Raw genomic sequence first — 18,139 nt, forward strand, 5'->3', positions numbered from 1 at the left:
GCCACCCCCCACCGGGCGCGCAACGCTCCATCGCGCGTCCCGACCAGCAAGGAACGACCATGGCGTCCAGCCTGACGAAGGACTCGGTCCGCCCGGGCACCCCCGGGTCCGAGAAGACCTTCTTCGGCCACCCCCGCGGACTGGCCACTCTCTTCATGACCGAGATGTGGGAGCGATTCTCCTACTACGGCATGAAGGCCCTGCTCACCGTCTACCTGCTCTCCGGCGGCCCTGATGCCGGCAAGGGCAGCATGGGCGGCGGCCTGGCCATGGACGTGGCCACCACCACGGTGATCGTGTCCGTCTACTCGGCGATGGTGTACCTGCTCGCCATGCCCGGCGGCTGGCTCGGTGACCGCGTCTGGGGCCCGCGCAAGACGGTGGCCATCGCCGCTGTGACGATCATGTCGGGCCACATCGTGCTGGCCCTGCCCGGCGGTCAGGCGCCGTTCTTCGCCGGTCTGGCGCTGGTCGCGGCCGGTTCTGGTCTGCTCAAGGCCAACATCTCCACGATGGTGGGGCACCTGTACAACGGCCCGGACGACCCGCGCCGTGACGGTGGCTTCACGATCTTCTACATGGGCATCAACGCGGGCGCCTTCTTCGCCCCGCTGGCCATCGGCACCGTCGGCCAGGAGGTCAACTGGCACCTCGGCTTCGGCATGGCCGCGGTCGGCATGGCGATCGGTCTGGCCGCGTTCCTGCTCGGCACCCGCCACCTGAACCCGCAGAGCAGCGTCGTCCCGAAGCCGCTGAGCACCGAGGAGCGGACCTCCTGGCTGCGCAAGGGCCTGACCTGGGTCATCATCGCGGCCGTGTTCTACGGCGTCGTGGGCGTCACCGGCCACTTCACCCTGAACTGGGCGATGATCCCGCTGACCGTCATCGGTCTGATCATCCCTGCCGGTGTGCTGATGCGCATCAAGCGGGACAAGGAGCTGTCCTCCACCGAGCAGTCGAAGATGACCGGCTACATCTGGTTCTTCGTCGCGGCCGCCGTGTTCTGGATGATCTACGACCAGGGCGCGTCCACCGTCCAGGCGTTCGGTGAGGGCAAGGCCTCCGGCTCGCTGCTCGGCTTCGACTTCCCGTCGTCCTGGTACCAGTCGCTGAACCCGCTGTTCATCATGGCGCTGGCCCCGGTCTTCGCCTGGGTCTGGATGTGGCTGAACCGCCAGGGCAAGGAGCCCAGCACCATCGTGAAGTTCTCGATGGGCCTGGTCCTGATCGGCGTGTCGTTCTTCTTCTTCCTGATCCCGCTCGGCATGGCCGCCAACGGCACCGCGGTCTCCCCGATGTGGCTGGTCGGCATCTACTTCATCCAGACCGTCGGCGAGCTGTGCCTGTCGCCGGTGGGCCTGTCGGTGACGACGAAGATGGCCCCGGCCAAGTACGCCAGCCAGATGATGGGCGTGTGGTTCCTCGCGGTCACCGCGGGCGACTCCATCACCAGCCTGCTGTCCAACCCGGCCATCGCCGGGGTCGACCTCGGCGGCACGGGCGCGGTGTTCGGGGAGGCGGCCCTCGCGGCGCTCGCCGGATTCGCGGTGTGGATGTACCGCCGGAAGGTGAAGACGCTGATGGGCGACGTGCGCTGACGCACCCCCGTACGCAAGGCCGGAGGGCCGTCGCACGTCTCGTGCGGCGGCCCTCCGTCGTCGTCCGGGTCCCCGGTTCAGGGGGTCAGGACTTCGTCTCGACCGACCAGGACCGGGTGAAACTGCTGAAACCGCACATCACCGTGGACTTCTGACCCGGCTTCACCCAGGGTCCCCACAGGTACCACGGGATCTCGTGCGGGGTGCCGCGGCCGCGGATCACGTCGCACACCAGCTTCACCCGGTGCCGGCTCACCGTCTTGCCCGACGCGGACTTCTTGCACGAGGACGTGGCCTTGGGCCGGCCCAGGTCGAGGTGCACCACGGCCGTGCACTTGTACTTGGCGCCGGCCGCCTCCGCGGTGCCCGCGGTGGCCAGGCCGGTCCCCGTCGCCATGAGAACGGTGGCGAGCACGCCGCCCGCCACCTTCTTCCCCCAGATCATTTGCTCCTCTTTCCTCCGCCGGGCATCGCAGGCGATGGTCAATCGCTCAACTGCGCATTCACCCGGCGGGCAGCGTTCCCGTTCGCTTTGCTTGCACGAACGACGGGGACGCTATGCCGTATTTGATCTTGGTAGCAAATCGCAAGGGCGGTTCTGAGCAAGATCTGAGGTGCGGGGGGGGGCTCCGCGGAGGGCGGGGCGCTTGGGTGCGGGTCAGGGGGTGAGGGGGCGGGGGCTGGGGCGCGCGTCGCGGGGGGGCGGCGAGAGGGGGTGTGCCGCCGGGAGCGGGACGGGGGCTGGGGCGCACGTCGCGGGGGCGGCGAGAGGGGGTGCGCCGCCGGGAGCGGGACGGCGGGCTTGAGCAGGGAGCGCTGGGAGGCGGGTCGGGCGCCTTAGGGGGCTCGACGCGTGCGCGGGCGCGTTGGCGGGCGCACTCTGCGCATGACAGGCGCGCCCTCCGCGCATGGCATACAGCCCAGCGGGTGGCAGGCTCGCCCAGCGGGTGCAGGCACGCTCTGCGCGGGACAGGCAGCCGAGCGGGGTGCAGGCACGCTCTGCGCGGCACAGGCAGCCGAGCGGGGCGCAGGCACGCTCTGCGCGTGGCGCGCAGCCCGGCGGCAAGGGCTCGGCGCGCCGGCGGGCGCACTCTGCGCATGACAGGCGCGCACCCTGTGCGGGCAGGCAGCCCAGCGGGTGCGAGCACGCTCTGCCCGGGGGCAGGCAGCCCGGCGGCAGGGGCCGCTCGTCCAGCGGGTGCTGGCTAGCCCTGCGTGTGGTCGGCGCGCCGGTGGGGGGGCCGGCGCGTCGGCGGGTGGCTCCGGGTTACGCCGGGGCGCCCAGCTCCGCCCAGACCGTCTTGCCGTCGCGGCCGGGGACGCGCAGGACGCCCCAGTCCAGGCAGAGCCGCTGCACGATGAACATGCCGTGGCCGCCGGGGCGACCGGCGCGGTGCGGGGTACGGGGTGCCGGCTGGCCGGCGCCCCGGTCGGAGACCTCCAGCCGTATCACCTTGTTGTCGCAGGCGAGCAGCAGCTCGTCCGGGCCCTCGGCGTGCAGACAGGCGTTGGTGACCAGCTCGGACACCACGAGCAGCACGTCCTCGGCGGCGGCACGCTGATCGGCGCCGGCGGCGGGCAGCCAGCCCCACGCGTACAGCGCCTGGCGGGTGAAGTCACGGGCGAGCGGGACGACACCGCTCTCGCCGTCCAGGCGCAGCGTGCGTACCTGCCGCCCACGCCCCGGAGGCGAGCCCTCGGACGGCGCGGACGGCGCGGCTGCCCCCGTGGACGCGCCCGGCTCCGGCGCACCCCCTTCGGACGCCCCGGAAGCGCCGCTCGGCTCCGGGCCGCGGTCGCCCGGCGAGTAAGGCCGGGTGGTGCTCATCAGCGCTTCACCTCACCGATCCACCAGTTCACAGTTCAACATTCCGGCACCGATCGGTGCCGGGCGGTCCGTACACAGTCCGCCCACGACTCCTCCGTCCGCCCTTCGCACGTACGTCGCGCCCAGGCCGTTCATCGGCTCCCTGACGGCTCCGGCGTGCTCGCGGGCGACGGCTTTCAGGATGACTCCTGCCCGACGGATCCGGCGGAACACCCCCTGTTTGGACATGACCGGTGCCATGTACAAACACCGGTCGTCCGGGGGCGACGGGAGCACGGGCTCAGTCGGAGTCGCCGGCCAGTGCGGCTTCCACGGAGTCGTGGACGGTGAAGACCGCCTCGGCCCCGGTGATCTCGAATACGCGTGCCACCACGGGCAGCATGCCCGCGAGGTGCACTCCGCCTCCGGCGGCCTCCGCCTTCAGTCGCGCCCCGAGCAGGACGTTCAGTCCCGTGGAGTCGCAGAACTCAAGCCGTGAGCAGTCCACGACGAGCCGTGAGAACCCCTTCTCCAGAAGGTCCTCGAGGGGCTCGCGCAGAAGATCGGCGGTGTGGTGGTCCAGTTCACCCGCAGGTGTCACTACGGCGCTGGGACCCTCTTCCCGCACCTCCACCAGAAGCCGGCCCGACTGTGCGCTGCCGACCGTCCCGTGGTCCATGCCGTCTCTCTCCCGAGGTCGTGGCTGCTGATGCCCTCGAACATTACGCCTTTCAATCGCACTCCGACACCCGAACAACCTCCCACAATCGGACATATCAACACAGAACGCACTTGCGACCTGCTCGGGGAAGCGGGTAGGGCTAGTAAGGACACACAGCCCTACAGCCGGCTTCGGAGGCGCCGCACACCGTAAGTGCACGTTTTTTTGGCTTCGGCAGCCATATGCCGAGAACGATGGAGGACACCCATGTCACCCCGGCTCGACGAATCGCATACCCCACTCGCGACGTCGACACCCACACCGGAACTGGATCATCCCATCAATCCCCTCGAGGCGATCGAGGGACTCCCGGAGATCCCGCCCTTCGACGAGGTCGGCGCGGTCGACGCCCGAGCCCTGTCCCGGACGCTCTTCGAGCGCCTCGAGTCGCTCGAGGAGGGAACGCCCGACTACTCGTACGTGCGCAACACGCTCGTCGAGCTGAACCTCGCGCTGGTCAAGTTCGCCGCCTCCCGCTTCCGCTCCCGCAGCGAGCCGATGGAGGACATCATCCAGGTCGGCACCATCGGCCTGATCAAGGCGATCGACCGCTTCGAGCTCTCCCGCGGTGTGGAGTTCCCCACGTTCGCGATGCCGACCATCATCGGCGAGATCAAGCGCTTCTTCCGTGACACCTCGTGGTCCGTGCGCGTGCCGCGCCGGCTTCAGGAGCTGCGGCTGGACCTGGCCAAGGCCGGGGACGAGCTCGCGCAGAAGCTGGACCGCGCCCCCACCGTGGCGGAACTCGCCGAGCGGCTCGGCATCTCCAACGACGAGGTCGTCGAGGGCATGGCCGCCTCCAACGCCTACACCGCCTCCTCCCTGGACGCCCAGCCCGAGGAGGACGACTCCGAGGGCGCGCTCGCGGACCGCATCGGGTACGAGGACCACGGGCTGGAAGGCATCGAGTACATCGAGTCGCTCAAGCCGCTGATCGCCGAACTCCCCTCCAGGGACCGGAAGATCCTCTCGCTGCGCTTCGTCGCGGGAATGACCCAGTCGGAGATCGGCGAGGAGCTGGGCATCTCCCAGATGCACGTCTCCCGGCTGCTGTCGCGGACGCTGGTGCGGCTGCGCAAGGGGCTGACCGTCGAGGAGTGATCCCTGTGGTGCCGCGTGCCAGGCGGCCCGGTCCACGGCGACTGGGCCGCTTCGCCGTATCCGGGACGGACCACGCCGGTTGCCGGGTACCCGGCGCCCCAGCCCTCATGCCCGCCCGCTCACGGGCCGGTTCCCCGCCCGGGTGCGTGCGCCGGTGCGCCCTCGCCCTGCGCGAACCGTTACCGGGGTTACCCGGGGAAACGTCTTTCCCGAAGCCCGTCGCTCCACCACCATGAGCCCCCAAACCGTCCGGTACGCCGGACAGTTCGAGCGGACGGAGGGCATGCGATGGCTCAGGGCGGCGACGGGGCCGCGGCGGACACGGGACTCGCCGAAGCTCCGGACGCGCGGCTGACGGCACTGCTGCGCACCTCGTCCCCGACGGCCTTCCCGGCCCTCCAGGAACTGCGCCGCCGGCACCACCCGGCGGTCCTCGCCTACGCCCGGCTGTGCACCGCGAGCGAGTCGGCGGCCCGCAGGCTGGCGGCCGAGACGTTCACCGCGGCGGTCCGCGAGACGGCCCGCGGCCGGGAGCCGAACGTGCCCCTGCGCCACCAGCTCCTGCTGCTCACCGCCCGGCTGGCGGCCGCCTGGGCGGCCGACGAACGCGCCGCGGGCGTCGACGCCGGTCTGCTGCTGGTGCTGAACGCGAGCGGCCGGTCCGACGGGCCCGCACCGGCGCTCCTCCCGGCGTTCCAGACGCTCCCCTCCCGCGCCCAGGGCCTGATCTGGTACGCCGTCCTCGAAGCGGAGCCCGTGGAGCGCACCGCGGCCTGTCTGGGCCTGAGCCACGTGGACGTGAGCCATGACACCCCGCAGGCGTTGCAGGCGCTGGCCCAGGCCTGTCTGCGGCACCGCCTGGCCGGCTCGGACGACCCGCGCTGCCCGGACTTCCGCCGTCTGATCGAGGAGGCGGTACGGCCCGCGGGTCCCCGCCGCAGCGCCGACCTGGACGCCCACCGGGCCCACTGCCCGCACTGCACGGCCGCGGTCGAGGAGCTGACCGCGCTGCGGGACACCCCGCGGCAGACCCTGGCGGAGGGCCTGCTGCCCTGGCACGGGACGTCGTACCTCCGTCCTTCCGATCCGGATCCCGCGCCCGGTCCGCGTGCCACGCGCCGGAACCGGCCGCCCGGTCGCCGCTATCTGCCGGCGGCCGCGGCGCTCGCCGTGGCCCTGGCGCCCCTGCTGGTCCTGCTGCTCTCCCCGTCCGAGGCCGCCGACCGGCAGGCGACGGCGGCGACACCCGCTTCCCCGCCGGTGACGGTGACGGCCACGGTCTCGCTGTCCCCGTCGCCGGCGCCGACGCCCTCGCGCACCGGCCGGTCGCCGTCGCCCTCGCCGAGCAGGACCTCGCACGCCCCGGCCACCTCCCCGCCGCCCCGTCGCAGCACCCCGCCGCCGTCCCCCGCGTTCGCACCGCCGGGCAGCGCCTTCGCCCAGGTGGTGAACCTGGCCACGGGCCGCTGCCTGGACATCCGGGACGGCGAGCTGTGGAAGGGCAACGACGTCGTCATGGCGCCCTGCGACTCCTCCGCCACCCAGCGCTGGCGGGTCGACGCGGGTCCGGGCGTGCTGCGCTCGGCCGCCGACTCCGGCTTCTGCCTGGACAGCCGCGGCTCGACCGACCGGGGCGTGGGCATCTGGGAGTGCGACTCGGTCTACGGCCGCAACGGCCGGAACCTCCGCTTCGGCGTCGGCGCCGACGGCACGATCCGGCCGGAGATCGACAGCGGCACCGCGGTGACTCCGGACGACGGCGACGGCGTCGTGCTGCGGCCGCTGGCCGGGGCGTCGGCGCAGCGGTGGCGGGCCGGGGCCGTCTGACCGGCCGGCGGGTACGCCCGGCTCAGACCTCGCGCACGCCGCGCCGCCAGACACCGGCGGTCAGCGGCACGCCCGGCCGGTAGGCCAGGTGCACATGGCTCGGGGCGTCGAGCAGCAGCAGGTCGGCGCGGGCCCCCGGGGTGAGGCGGCCGATGTCCGTGCGGCGCAGGGCCGCCGCGCCGCCCGCCGTGGCCGACCAGACCGCCTCGTCCGGGGTCATCCCCATGTCCCGCACCGCGAGCGCCACGCAGAAGGGGACCGAGGAGGTGAACGACGAGCCCGGGTTGCAGTCCGTCGACAGGGCCACGGTGGCGCCCGCGTCCAGCAGCCGGCGGGCGTCGGGCCACGCGGCGCGGGTGGAGAACTCGGCGCCGGGCAGCAGGGTCGCGACCGTGTCGCTGTGGGCGAGGGCGTCGACGTCCGCGTCGGTGAGGTGGGTGCAGTGGTCGGCGCTGGCCGCGTCCAGTTCGACGGCGAGCTGGACGCCGGGGCCGTAGGAGAGCTGGTTGGCGTGGATGCGGGGGTGCAGGCCCTTCGCCCTGCCCGCGGTGAGGATGGCGCGGGCCTGGTCGCCGTCGAAGGCGCCCTTCTCGCAGAAGACGTCGATCCAGCGGGCGTGCGGCGCGCAGGCGTCCAGCATCTCGCCGGTGACCAGGGCGACGTAGGCCGCCGGGTCGTCGGCGCTCTCGGGGGCGACGATGTGGGCGCCGAGGAACGTCACCTCGTCGGTGTGCCGGGCCGCGATGCGCAGGGCGCGGGCCTCGTCGTCGACGGTGAGGCCGTAGCCCGACTTCGTCTCGAAGGTGGTGGTGCCCTGGCGGAGGGCTTCGGTGAGGTAGCGGGTGAGGTTCGCCTCCAGCTCCGCGTCGGTGGCGGCGCGGGTGGCCGCGACCGTGGTGCGGATGCCGCCCGCGCTGTAGGAGCGGCCGGACATCCGGGCGTTGAACTCCTGGGTGCGGTCACCGGCGAAGACCAGGTGGGAGTGGGAGTCCACGAAGCCCGGCAGCACCGCCCGGCCGCCCGCGTCGACCCGGTTGTCAGTGGCGGGTGCTTTCCTTGATTCACCGGTCCACGCGACGCGGTCGCCGTCGATGACGACGGCCGCGTCCTGGATCAGGCCGAGGGGGGAGTTGTCACCGAGGGAGGGGTCGTTGGTGACCAGCGTGGCGATGTTGGTGATGACGGTGCTGCTGCTCATGGTGTCCTCGTGGGTGGCCGGTCGGGGGTCGGCGGAACGCGGCGGCGCGGGCGTCAGCCGCGCAGGGCTTCGATGGCGTCCGCGAGCGCTTTCGGCACGTCGGGGACGAGCGCGTGGACCCCGTCCCGTACGACGTGACGACCGCCCACGATCGTGTGCCGCACGTCCGCCGCGGTCGCCGCGAATACGGCCGTCTCGGCGCCCAGCCGGGGCAGCGGCCCTGCCGTCCTGACCGAGTCGAGCGCGATCGTCGTCAGGTCGGCGAGCGCGCCCGCCTCGATGGCGCCGGCGTCCTGCCAGCCGAGGGCCGCGTGGCCGTCGGCGGTGGCGGCCCGCAGCAGTGCCGCGGCCGTCCAGTGGCCGCGGGTGCGGGTGCGCAGCCGCTCGTTCAGCTCCATGGCGCGCGCCTCTTCGAACAGGTCGATGACCGCGTGGCTGTCGGAGCCCAGGGAGAGCGGGGAGCCCGCCCGCTGCAGGGCGACGGCGGGGCCGATGCCGTCCGCCAGGTCGCGTTCGGTGGTGGGGCACATGCAGGTGCCGGTGGCCGAGCCGCCGAGCAGCGCGATGTCCTCGTCGGTGAGGTGGGTGCTGTGCACACCCGTGGTGCGCGGTCCGAGGACGCCGTGGTCGGCGAGCAGCCGGGTGGGGGTGCGGCCGTGCGCGGTCAGGCAGGCCTCGTTCTCGGCGGTCTGCTCGGACAGGTGCACGTGCAGCGGGGCCCGCCGCTCCTCGGCCCACTGCGCCACGGTCGCCATCTGGCCCGCGGGCACGGCCCGTACGGAGTGGATCGCCGCCCCGATCCGCGCGTGGTCCCGTTCCTTGAGAACTGAACAGCGTTCGGCCCAGGCCTCCGCGGTGCCGTCGGAGAAGCGCAGCTGGTGGGTGTTGGGCGGCTCGCCGCTGTGCTCGTTCCGGATACCGGAGGACAGGTAGGCGGTGTCCAGCAGGGTGATGCGGATGCCGGCTTCGGCGGCGGCCGCGATCAGCGCCTCGCCCATGGCGTTGGGCTCGGCGTAGGGGACGCCGCCGGGCGCGTGGTGCACGTAGTGGAACTCGCCCACGCAGGTGACGCCGGCCAGGGCCATCTCGGCGTACACCGCGCGGGCCAGGGCGTGGTAGGTCTCCGGGGTCAGCCGGTCGGCGACGGAGTACATCACCTCGCGCCAGGTCCAGAAGGTGCCGGTACCGACCTGGACGGTGCCGCGCAGCGCCCGGTGGAAGGCGTGCGAGTGGGCGTTCGCCAGGCCGGGCAGGGTCAGGCCGCGCAGCACCTCGGCGCCGGGCGGCGGCGTGGGCACGCCGGTGCGGACGGCGGTGACACGGCCGTCCGCGGCCGTCACCACCACTCCGGGTTCGACGTGGTCGCCGAGCCAGGCGTGCTCCAGCCAGTAGGTCGCGTCGGTCACGTGCAGGCCAGCCCTTCCAGTACGTCGGCGAGCGCGCGCACCCCGGCCAGGCAGTCGTCCTCGGCCGCGTGTTCGGCCGGGGAGTGCGAGACGCCGGTGGGGTTGCGCACGAACAGCATGGCGGTCGGGATGCGCCCGGAGAGGATTCCGGCGTCGTGTCCGGCGCCGGTTCCCAGCACGGGCACCGTGAGGCCGGTGTCCTTCCCGAGGAGGCGGCCGAGTTCGTCGCGCAGCGCGTGGTCGAACTCGACCACGGGGGTGAAGGACTCCCGGACGACGTCCAGGTCGATGCCGTGGGCGTCGGCGTACTCCCGCGCGGCCTTCTCGACGCCGCCGACGACGGTGTCCAGGGTCGCCTGGTCGGCGGCGCGGGAGTCGAGCCAGCCGCGCACCAGGGAGGGAATGGCGTTGACGCCGTTCGGCTCGACGGAGATCTTGCCGAAGGTGGCGACGGCGCCGGCGAGTTCGGCCTCGCGGCGGGCGGCGAGCACCGTCTCGGCGTACGACAGCATCGGGTCGCGCCGGTCCACCAGGCGGGTGGTGCCCGCGTGGTTGGCCTCGCCGCGGAAGTCGAAGCGCCAGCGGCCGTGCGGCCAGATGGCGCTGGCGATGCCGACCCGGTCGCCGGACAGGTCCAGCGCGCGGCCCTGTTCGACGTGGAGTTCCACGAAGGCGCCGATCCGGGCCAGCCGTTCCGGGTCGGCCCCGATGGCCCCGGGGTCGTAGCCGGCCGCCTCCATGGCCCTCGGGAGGGTGACACCGTCCGCGTCGGTGAGGCGGTGGGCCTGCTCGACGGTCAGCTGCCCGGCGGTGAGCCGGGAGCCGACGCAGGCGAGACCGAACCGGGCGCCCTCCTCGTCGCCGAAGTTGACGATGGCGAGGGGCTTGGTGAAACGCGCTCCCCTGGCCCGCAGTTCGTCGAGAGCCGCGAAGGAGGACACGACGCCGAGGGGGCCGTCGAAGGCGCCCCCGTCCGGCACCGAGTCCAGGTGCGACCCGGTGACGACGGCGTCCCCGGCGGCCGGGTCGCCCAGCCAGGCCCACTGGTTCCCGTTCCGGTCCACCTCGTGGGCCAGCCCGCGGGCCACGGCCTGCTCCTCGAACCAGGCCCGGCACTCCCCGTCGGCCCCGCTCCAGGCATACCGCCGGTACCCCCCGGAGTCGGGGTGCCGGCCGATGGGCAGCAGCTCCGCCCACATCTCCTGGAAGGAGGGTGGCCGGGGAGCGGCGGGTGCGGCCGCGGCCGCACCCGGGGACGGCGCCCCGGCCCCCGCCGAGGCGGCGCCGCCCCCGCCGCGAACGGAACTCACGCCTCGTCACCCTCACGCATCGGCACCCGCACGCCCCGCTCGTCCGCGACGGACTCCGCGATGTCGTAGCCGGCGTCGACGTGCCGGATGACACCCATGCCGGGGTCGTTGGTCAGCACGCGGCGGATCTTCTCCCCGCCCAGCTTCGTGCCGTCGGCCACCGTCACCTGGCCGGCGTGGATGGAGCGCCCCATGCCCACGCCGCCGCCGTGGTGGAGGGAGACCCACGACGCTCCGGACGCCACGTTGACCATGGCGTTCAGCAGCGGCCAGTCGGCGATCGCGTCGGAGCCGTCGAGCATGGCCTCGGTCTCGCGGTACGGGGAGGCGACGGAACCGCAGTCGAGATGGTCGCGGCCGATGGCGAGCGGAGCGGCCAGCTCGCCGGAGGCCACCATGTCGTTGAAGCGCTCGCCGGCCTTGTCGCGCTCGCCGTAGCCGAGCCAGCAGATGCGCGCGGGCAGGCCCTGGAAGTGGACGCGCTCGCCGGCCATCTTGATCCAGCGGGCCAGAGACTCGTTCTCCGGGAAGAGATCGAGGATGGCCTTGTCGGTCTTGGCGATGTCGGCGGGGTCGCCGGACAGGGCGGCCCAGCGGAACGGGCCCTTGCCCTCGCAGAACAGGGGCCGGATGTAGGCGGGGACGAAGCCGGGGAAGGCGAACGCGCGGTCGTAGCCGGCGAGCTGGGCCTCGCCCCGGATGGAGTTGCCGTAGTCGAAGACCTCGGCGCCGGCGTCCATGAAGCCGACCATGGCCTCCACGTGCCTGGCCATGGACTCGCGGGCCCGCGTGGTGAAGCCGGCCGGGTCCTTCGCGGCGGCGTCCGCCATGTCCTCGAAGGCGATGCCCACGGGGAGGTAGGCCAGCGGGTCGTGGGCGGAGGTCTGGTCGGTGACGATGTCGATCGGCGCGTCCATCGCCAGGAGCTGCGGGACCAGTTCGGCCGCGTTGCCGAGGACGCCGATGGACAGCGGGCGCCGGGCGTCGCGGGCCTCGGTGGCCAGCTGGAGCGCGTGGTCGAGGGAGTCGGCCCGCACGTCCAGGTACCGGTGCTCGATGCGGCGCTCGATGGCGCGCGGGTCGCAGTCGATGCAGATGGCGACGCCGTCGTTCATGGTGACGGCGAGGGGCTGGGCGCCGCCCATGCCGCCGAGGCCGGCGGTGAGGGTGATGGTCCCGGCGAGGGTGCCGCCGAACTTCTTCGCGGCGACGGCGGCGAAGGTCTCGTAGGTGCCCTGGAGGATGCCCTGGGTGCCGATGTAGATCCAGGAGCCGGCGGTCATCTGGCCGTACATGGTCAGGCCGAGGGCCTCCAGGCGGCGGAACTCCTCCCAGTTGGCCCAGTCGCCGACGAGGTTGGAGTTGGCGATGAGGACGCGCGGGGCCCACTCGTGGGTCTGCATCACGCCGACCGGGCGGCCGGACTGGACCAGCATGGTCTCGTCCTGCTTGAGCGTCCGCAGCGTGCGCACCATGGCGTCGAAGGAACGCCAGTCACGGGCGGCCTTGCCGGTGCCGCCGTAGACGACGAGCTTGTCGGGATGCTCGGCCACCTCGGGGTCGAGGTTGTTCTGCAGCATCCGCAGGGCGGCTTCCTGCTGCCATCCCAGGGTGCTCAGTTCCGTGCCGCGCGGTGCTCGAACGGGGCGGGGTCCCGACATCGTCTGCCTCCTCCTGTTACTACGTCTATTCACATCCTGACCTTCTGAATAGAACTAGTCAACACCTCCCCGCCCGTACACCGGTGCGCGCCGGATGTTTGGCTGGAAGCACACGAAGGCCGACAGGAGGGGAGAGGTCGTGGACCACGACACCGACGCAGAGGCCCGGGAGCGGGCCGCCCGGCGCGACGAGGCGGTACGCGCGGCGGTGGAGCGGGGCCTGCTGGGCCCGGACGCGGCCGTGGTGGGACTGCTCGACGTCACCGGCATCCGGGAGTCGGCGGCCGCGCTGCGCGCGGCCTTCGACGCGGTCGTGGCGCCGGGGACACCGGTGCTGCACGCCTTCGCGGTGAAGGCGAGCCCGCTGGTGCCGGTGCTGCGGCTGCTGCACGAGGAGGGCATCGGCGCCGAGGTGGCGAGCCCGGGCGAACTGGCGCTGGCCCGGGCGGCGGGACTGCCGCCGGAGCACACCGTCCTCGACTCCCCCGCCAAGACGCCGGCCGAACTGCGCGAGGCGCTGGCCCTGGGCGTCGCCGTGAACGCGGACAACCCGCAGGAGCTGGACCGGCTCGACGCGCTGGTGGGGCCGGCGGCCCCCCGGTCACCGCTCGGCATCCGGGTCAACCCGCAGATCGGCGGCGGCACCATCGGGGCGACCTCGACCGCGACCGAGACCTCGAAGTTCGGGGTGGCGCTGCGCGACGAGGGGGCCCGCGAGTGGGTCGTCCGGGCGTACGCCGAGCGGCCGTGGCTGACCCGGCTGCACGCGCACACCGGCTCCCAGGGCATCCCGCTGTCGCTGCTGGCGCGGGGCGTGGCGGAGACCTACGCGCTGGCCGAGGAGATCAACGCGCGGATCGGGCGGCGGCAGATCGACACGCTCGACATCGGCGGCGGGCTGCCGGTCAACTTCGACGGCGAGGCGACCGCGCCGACGTACGCGCAGTACGCGCGCACCCTCGCGGCGGAGGTGCCGGGGCTGTTCGACGGGCGGTACGGGATCGTCACCGAGTTCGGGCGGTCCCTGCTGGCCAAGCACGGCACGGTGGTGGCGCGGGTGGAGTACGCGAAGAGCTCCGGCGGGCGGCGGATCGCGGTGACGCACGCGGGCGTGCAGGTGGCGACGCGCACGGTGTACGCGCCGGGGGCCTGGCCGCTGCGGATCGCCGCCTACGACGCCAAGGGCCGGCCGAAGCCGGGCCCCGAGGTGACGCAGGACGTGGCCGGCCCGGCCTGCTTCTCCGGCGACCTGCTCGCCGAGGGGCGCGCGCTGCCGCTGCTGGAGCAGGGCGACTACGCGGCGGCGCTGGACACGGGCGCGTACTACTTCGCGCACCACTACGCCTACAACTCCCTGGTCCGGCCCGGGATCTACGGTTTCGCGCCGGACGGCTCCGGTGACCTGGCCTTCGCGACCGTGCGGGAACCGCAGACGGTGGCGGAGGTCGTGGCCGAGTCCGGAGGGGCGCACGCGTCCGCGCTCACCACCCTGCGCACACCCGGGAGCCGTTGACACACTCCCGCGCCGCATCGAACAAATGGACCAACTGGCGCGGAGTAGCCGTCAGTTGACCCACCCTAGTACGCCGGGCGCACGTTCCAACGGAAAATGCCAAAGCCCTCACTCGCCACGCACACGTTGCGTAGTGTCGCTGTCACTCAACCGGAGTACAGGCGGGGAGGGGAACCGGCGTGCCCGGAATCGACGAGTGCCTACTGGATGCGATGCGGCTGCCCGGCGCCCGGGGAGCCGCGCTGGTGGACTGGACGAGCGGACTGGCCCTGGGATCCGTCGGGGAAGCCCCGGGCGGCGACCACGAGACCACCGCCGCCGAGGCGGCCGAACTGGCGAGGCTGGCCGCCGAGCACGGCGCCTTCACGGCCGGCGACGCCGAGGACGGACGCCCGCCCGTCGAGGACGTGATCATCAGCAACCGCGACAGCTACCACCTGCTGCGGTTCGTGGTCACGTCCTTCGACAGCAGCGTCTTCCTCCACCTGTGGCTGGGCCGCGAGGAGGGCAACCTGGCCCTCGCCCGCATCCGGCTCGGCGAGATGGCCGACCGGCTGGTGCTGGGATGACCATGGTCAGCACACCTCCGCCGCTGCCGGTGCGGGACAGGTCGGTCGCGGCCGACCGGACCGCGGGCGCGCTGTCGCCGATGCTCAGGCGGCTCGCCGAGGAGCAGGCGACCGGCGTGCTCGTCCGGGAGCACGGCACCCTGCACCTCGCCCGGGGCCGGGTCGTGCACGCCGAGAGCCCCCTCGCGCCCGGCCTGAACGTGCTGCTCACCGCCCACGGCACCCTCGCGGCGGCCGCGTGGCAGCGAGCGGCCGAGCGGGCCGGCGGTCCGGCGGACGCCGCCCGGCTGCTGCTCGACGCCGGGCTGCTGCCCTCGGGCGCGCTGGAACTGTGCCACCTGGACGCGCTGTACGACGCCGGGTACTTCGCCCTGGCGCCGAGCAGCACCCCGGGCCGGTTCCGGTACGACGCCACGCCCCGGATCGGCCCGCTGCCCTCGGTCCCCGTCATCGCGCTGGAGCGGGAGACGCTGCGCCGCCGGCTGCTGCTGCACCGGCTGTGGCCGGACCCGGCCACCGACAGCGCCCCGCTGATCCGCGCCGACCCGGCCTCGGGGGCGCAGGTCCCACCGCGCCGACGGGCCGTCCTGGACCGGGTGGACGGCGTCCGCACGGCCCCGGAGATCGCCCGTGACCTGGGCCGGCAGGCATTCCACACGCTGGTGGACGTACGCCGGCTCACTGCGGCCGGGCTCGTCCGGCCGGTGCCCACGGCACCCGGCCCGCCGCTCCCGCCGGCTCCCCCGCTCACGGTCACCGACCCCGACATCGCGCTGCTGAAGAGGCTCAGGGATGCGCTGGAGGCGCTTTGAACGGCACCACCCCGCCGCCGAGAGGAGAGAGCTGATGGTGCCCGAACAGGACCTGGAGAGCGTGCTGGACGAGCTGCGCCGGCTGCGCACCCGCGTCCCGCAGCTCACCGGCGCCCTCGCGGCCGGCGTCGACGGACTCGTCGTCGCCCATGACACCCCCGGCGTCGACCCGGAGGGCCTGGCGGCCCTCACCGCGGCCGCCCTCGGCGTGGCCGTACGGGTCGCCGACGCCACCGGCAACGGCGGCTTCCGGGAGCTGCTGGTGCGCGGCGAACGCGGCTACGTCGCCACCTACGCGGCCGGCCGCACCGCCGTGCTGACCCTGCTCACCCAGGACCGGGTGAACGTCGGCCGGCTCCACCTGGAGGGCCGCCGGTCCGGCGCCCGCATCGGGGAGCTGCTCGACGCCGCCGAGGCCGCCGCCCGGGCCGCGGCGCCCGTCGCACGACCGCCCGCCAGAACCGCACCCGTACGTACTCGCACCCCGCGCGCGCCACGCACCACGGCCACCGAAGCGCGCACCACAACCGACAACTGAGAGGACCACCATGGCCAACACCGAGACCGCCCTGAAAGAGGCGCTGACCTCCATCGAGGGCGCCACCGGCGTCGCACTCGTCGACTACACCAGCGGCATGGCGCTGGGCACGATGGGCGGCGGCAAGACCTTCGACCTCAACGTGGCCGCGGCGGGCAACACGGACGTGATCCGCGCCAAGATGCGCACGATGGAGATGCTGGGCCTCAAGGCCGAGATCGACGACATCCTGATCACGCTGACGGACCAGTACCACCTGATCCGCCTGCTCAAGGGCCGCGGCGGGAACGGTCTGTTCCTCTACCTCGTCCTGGAGCAGAACCGGGCCAACCTGGCGATGGCCCGGCACCAGCTCAAGCGGATCGAGGAGGAGCTGGAGGTCTAGGCCGGGCCGTTCGAGGTCACACCAGTGCCGCGGTACGGCGGCGGGACCCGCCGGGGGTCGCGTCGCCGGCCGCGACGCCCGTGGCGCGCAGGCCCTTCACGGCCTTGCCCGCCGGGCCGCCGCCCCGCCGGTCGAGCCAGTCGACCCGCACCCACAGCAGCGTCTCCGCGGACCGCTCCCGGCGTCCCAGCCACGCCGCCTTCAGCCTGAGCCCGGTGCCGGCCCCGGCCAGCAGCATGCCCCCGGCCGCGGGCACCGCGAACGAGCTGCCGAGCGCCGCCGCGAACGCCAGCAGCAGCCACCACCGGTGTCCCCGGCGCCAGTTGCGCACGGTCACCGCCCGGTCCTGCAGCACGTCGTACTTGCTCGCCCGCGCGGCCCCTCGGGCGAGCGCGTCGTACCGCTTCCTGCGCACCAGCGCCACGACGGCCAGGGCGGCCACGAACAGCGCGGCCCCCGCCGTCACCCCGATCCGCCGCCCGGTCATCCCGGGCGGCAGCACTCCTACACCCGCGGCCACCGCCCCGCACCACCACAACGGTGCGGCGCCCGCCCGTACGACGACGGCCACCCGGGCCAGTCCCTGCCCTCCGCGCGCCACGTCAGCCTCCCGTGTCACGTCCGCGTGTCCACCCAGCACCTGGGTCCGGGCACCACGCTAACGGCGGAACGTGAGACGAGTCTGAGAGCGCGTCGGGTCACTCCACGAACAGCCCCCGGGCGGCGGCGTTCGCGTCGAACTGCTCCAACCGGGCCTGCGCGTCCGGCAGATCGTCGCACAGCGCCTCCAGCAGCACCCGCCCGAGCAGCATCGGCGCGCACGCGGTGTCGAAGGCGAGCCCGGTGCCGACCGCGGCGGGCAGCAGCAGGTCGGAGTGGCGGGCGACGGGCGCGAACGCGGAGTCGGCGACGGTGACGACGGTCAGGCCCGCCTCCTGGGCGTAGGCGAGGGTGTCGACCACCTCGCGCGGATGCCGGGGCAGCGCGAAGCACAGCAGGGCCGTGGCGCCCGCGCGGACGGCCGCGTCGATGCGGTCCTGGATCATCGTGCCGCCCTCGTTGAGCAGCCGGACGTCCGGGTGGACCTTGGCGGCGAAGTACGCGAAGCCGTACGCCTGGGAGGCGGCGGCGCGCAGCCCGAGCACCGGCAGCGGGCGCGAGGCGGCGAGGACGCGGCCCGCCTTCTGCACCGGCCGGGGGTCGGCGAGCAGCTCCGCGAGGTGCCTGAGGTTCTCGATCTCGGCCTCGACGGCCTGCTGGTACTCGTTGTACGAGCCCGGCCCGGCGGCGGCCTGCTCGGCGGGCACGACCTCGCGCAGGTGCCGGCGCAGGGCGGGGTACCCGTCGAAGCCCAGGGCGACCGCGAACCGGGTCACGGAGGGCTGGCTGACCCCGGCCAGTTCGGCCAGCTCCACGCTGGACAGGAAGGGGACGTCGGCGGCCCGCCGGACCATGCTGTGCGCGATGCGGCGCTGGGTCGGCGTGAGCCGGTGCCCCTCGAAGAGCGCCTGCAGACGGGTCGCCGCGGTGTCCGTGACGCCCGTGCTCCGGTCGACGCTCATGCTGTGCTCCCCCTCCGGATGTGAACCCATGGTCTATTCAGACATCTAGAACTCTGCATGAGCCTATACAGCCGGGCAAGGCCCGTCTCGTGATCCGGCCGGTCCTGGTCCCCGGGCGCCGAAGAGGGGGG

General features: G+C 73.4%; 17 protein-coding genes. 8 read left to right on the forward strand and 9 right to left on the reverse strand.

Features of this window, described 5'->3' with window-relative positions; translation table 11 throughout:
• Positions 1-59 precede the first annotated feature (59 nt).
• Positions 60-1,598, forward strand: a complete 1,539-nt coding sequence (locus tag ACZ7JA_RS20565) for a peptide MFS transporter (RefSeq protein ID WP_403682395.1) — start codon at positions 60-62, stop codon at positions 1,596-1,598.
• 85 nt (positions 1,599-1,683) lie between these two features.
• On the opposite strand, the gene ACZ7JA_RS20570 is transcribed toward ACZ7JA_RS20565, so the two are convergent.
• From ACZ7JA_RS20570 to ACZ7JA_RS20580, 3 genes are all read right to left on the reverse strand, one after another.
• Positions 1,684-2,043, reverse strand: a complete 360-nt coding sequence (locus ACZ7JA_RS20570) for a hypothetical protein (protein ID WP_389303601.1) — start codon at positions 2,041-2,043, stop codon at positions 1,684-1,686.
• An 822-nt stretch (positions 2,044-2,865) separates the two neighbouring features.
• On the reverse strand, positions 2,866-3,426 hold the full coding sequence (locus tag ACZ7JA_RS20575) for an ATP-binding protein (RefSeq protein ID WP_389449808.1): 561 nt from the start codon (positions 3,424-3,426) through the stop codon (positions 2,866-2,868).
• Between the two features lie 280 nt (positions 3,427-3,706).
• Positions 3,707-4,084 (reverse strand): STAS domain-containing protein, encoded by a 378-nt coding sequence (locus ACZ7JA_RS20580; RefSeq protein ID WP_351664704.1) that lies wholly within the window; start codon positions 4,082-4,084, stop codon positions 3,707-3,709.
• 249 nt (positions 4,085-4,333) lie between these two features.
• Here ACZ7JA_RS20580 and ACZ7JA_RS20585 point away from each other — a divergent pair, with 249 nt between their 5' ends.
• Together ACZ7JA_RS20585 and ACZ7JA_RS20590 are read left to right on the forward strand one after the other, a co-directional pair.
• On the forward strand, positions 4,334-5,227 hold the full coding sequence (locus tag ACZ7JA_RS20585; protein WP_351664705.1) for an RNA polymerase sigma factor SigF: 894 nt from the start codon (positions 4,334-4,336) through the stop codon (positions 5,225-5,227).
• 288 nt (positions 5,228-5,515) lie between these two features.
• Entirely contained in the window at positions 5,516-7,054 is a 1,539-nt protein-coding gene (locus ACZ7JA_RS20590) for a ricin-type beta-trefoil lectin domain protein (protein ID WP_470809620.1), read from the forward strand.
• A 22-nt stretch (positions 7,055-7,076) separates the two neighbouring features.
• On the opposite strand, the gene hutI is transcribed toward ACZ7JA_RS20590, so the two are convergent.
• The 4 genes from hutI to hutU all read right to left on the reverse strand — a co-directional run bounded on the left by hutI (position 7,077) and on the right by hutU (position 12,629).
• Positions 7,077-8,252: an imidazolonepropionase gene (hutI, locus tag ACZ7JA_RS20595; protein WP_351664708.1), complete on the reverse strand. Its 1,176-nt coding sequence runs from the start codon at positions 8,250-8,252 to the stop codon at positions 7,077-7,079.
• Positions 8,253-8,305: 53 nt separating this feature from the next.
• Positions 8,306-9,658, reverse strand: coding sequence for a formimidoylglutamate deiminase (locus tag ACZ7JA_RS20600; RefSeq protein ID WP_351664710.1), 1,353 nt, complete (start codon positions 9,656-9,658; stop codon positions 8,306-8,308).
• Positions 9,655-10,857 carry an allantoate amidohydrolase gene (locus ACZ7JA_RS20605; RefSeq protein WP_389303641.1) on the reverse strand — a complete coding sequence of 401 codons (1,203 nt, stop codon included), beginning with the start codon at positions 10,855-10,857 and terminating at the stop codon, positions 9,655-9,657. Before ACZ7JA_RS20605 ends, ACZ7JA_RS20600 begins: the two co-directional genes overlap by 4 nt.
• Positions 10,858-10,964: 107 nt before the next feature.
• Positions 10,965-12,629, reverse strand: coding sequence for a urocanate hydratase (gene hutU / locus ACZ7JA_RS20610; RefSeq protein WP_389303591.1), 1,665 nt, complete (start codon positions 12,627-12,629; stop codon positions 10,965-10,967).
• 94 nt (positions 12,630-12,723) lie between these two features.
• Here hutU and ACZ7JA_RS20615 point away from each other — a divergent pair, with 94 nt between their 5' ends.
• The 5 genes from ACZ7JA_RS20615 (at position 12,724) to ACZ7JA_RS20635 (ending at position 16,446) form a co-directional block, all read left to right on the forward strand.
• A complete protein-coding gene (locus ACZ7JA_RS20615) occupies positions 12,724-14,142 on the forward strand; it encodes a type III PLP-dependent enzyme domain-containing protein (protein ID WP_470809623.1) in 1,419 nt (472 codons plus the stop codon).
• A 179-nt stretch (positions 14,143-14,321) separates the two neighbouring features.
• Entirely contained in the window at positions 14,322-14,711 is a 390-nt protein-coding gene (locus ACZ7JA_RS20620) for a hypothetical protein (protein ID WP_199210805.1), read from the forward strand.
• On the forward strand, positions 14,708-15,523 hold the full coding sequence (locus tag ACZ7JA_RS20625; RefSeq protein ID WP_389449817.1) for a transcriptional regulator: 816 nt from the start codon (positions 14,708-14,710) through the stop codon (positions 15,521-15,523). The genes ACZ7JA_RS20620 and ACZ7JA_RS20625 overlap by 4 nt, the downstream gene beginning before the upstream one ends.
• Positions 15,524-15,557: 34 nt before the next feature.
• Complete coding sequence (locus ACZ7JA_RS20630) at positions 15,558-16,061, forward strand: roadblock/LC7 domain-containing protein (protein ID WP_351664718.1); 504 nt, start codon at positions 15,558-15,560, stop codon at positions 16,059-16,061.
• Between the two features lie 10 nt (positions 16,062-16,071).
• Positions 16,072-16,446 (forward strand): roadblock/LC7 domain-containing protein, encoded by a 375-nt coding sequence (locus ACZ7JA_RS20635; protein WP_199210808.1) that lies wholly within the window; start codon positions 16,072-16,074, stop codon positions 16,444-16,446.
• A 16-nt stretch (positions 16,447-16,462) separates the two neighbouring features.
• On the opposite strand, the gene ACZ7JA_RS20640 is transcribed toward ACZ7JA_RS20635, so the two are convergent.
• Both ACZ7JA_RS20640 and ACZ7JA_RS20645 read right to left on the reverse strand, forming a co-directional pair.
• Positions 16,463-17,047 (reverse strand): hypothetical protein, encoded by a 585-nt coding sequence (locus tag ACZ7JA_RS20640; RefSeq protein WP_389303581.1) that lies wholly within the window; start codon positions 17,045-17,047, stop codon positions 16,463-16,465.
• A gap of 97 nt (positions 17,048-17,144) precedes the next feature.
• Complete coding sequence (locus ACZ7JA_RS20645) at positions 17,145-18,008, reverse strand: MurR/RpiR family transcriptional regulator (protein ID WP_351664723.1); 864 nt, start codon at positions 18,006-18,008, stop codon at positions 17,145-17,147.
• Positions 18,009-18,139 lie beyond the last annotated feature (131 nt).

The sequence above is a fragment of the Streptomyces sp. NPDC038135 genome, assembly GCF_055601245.1.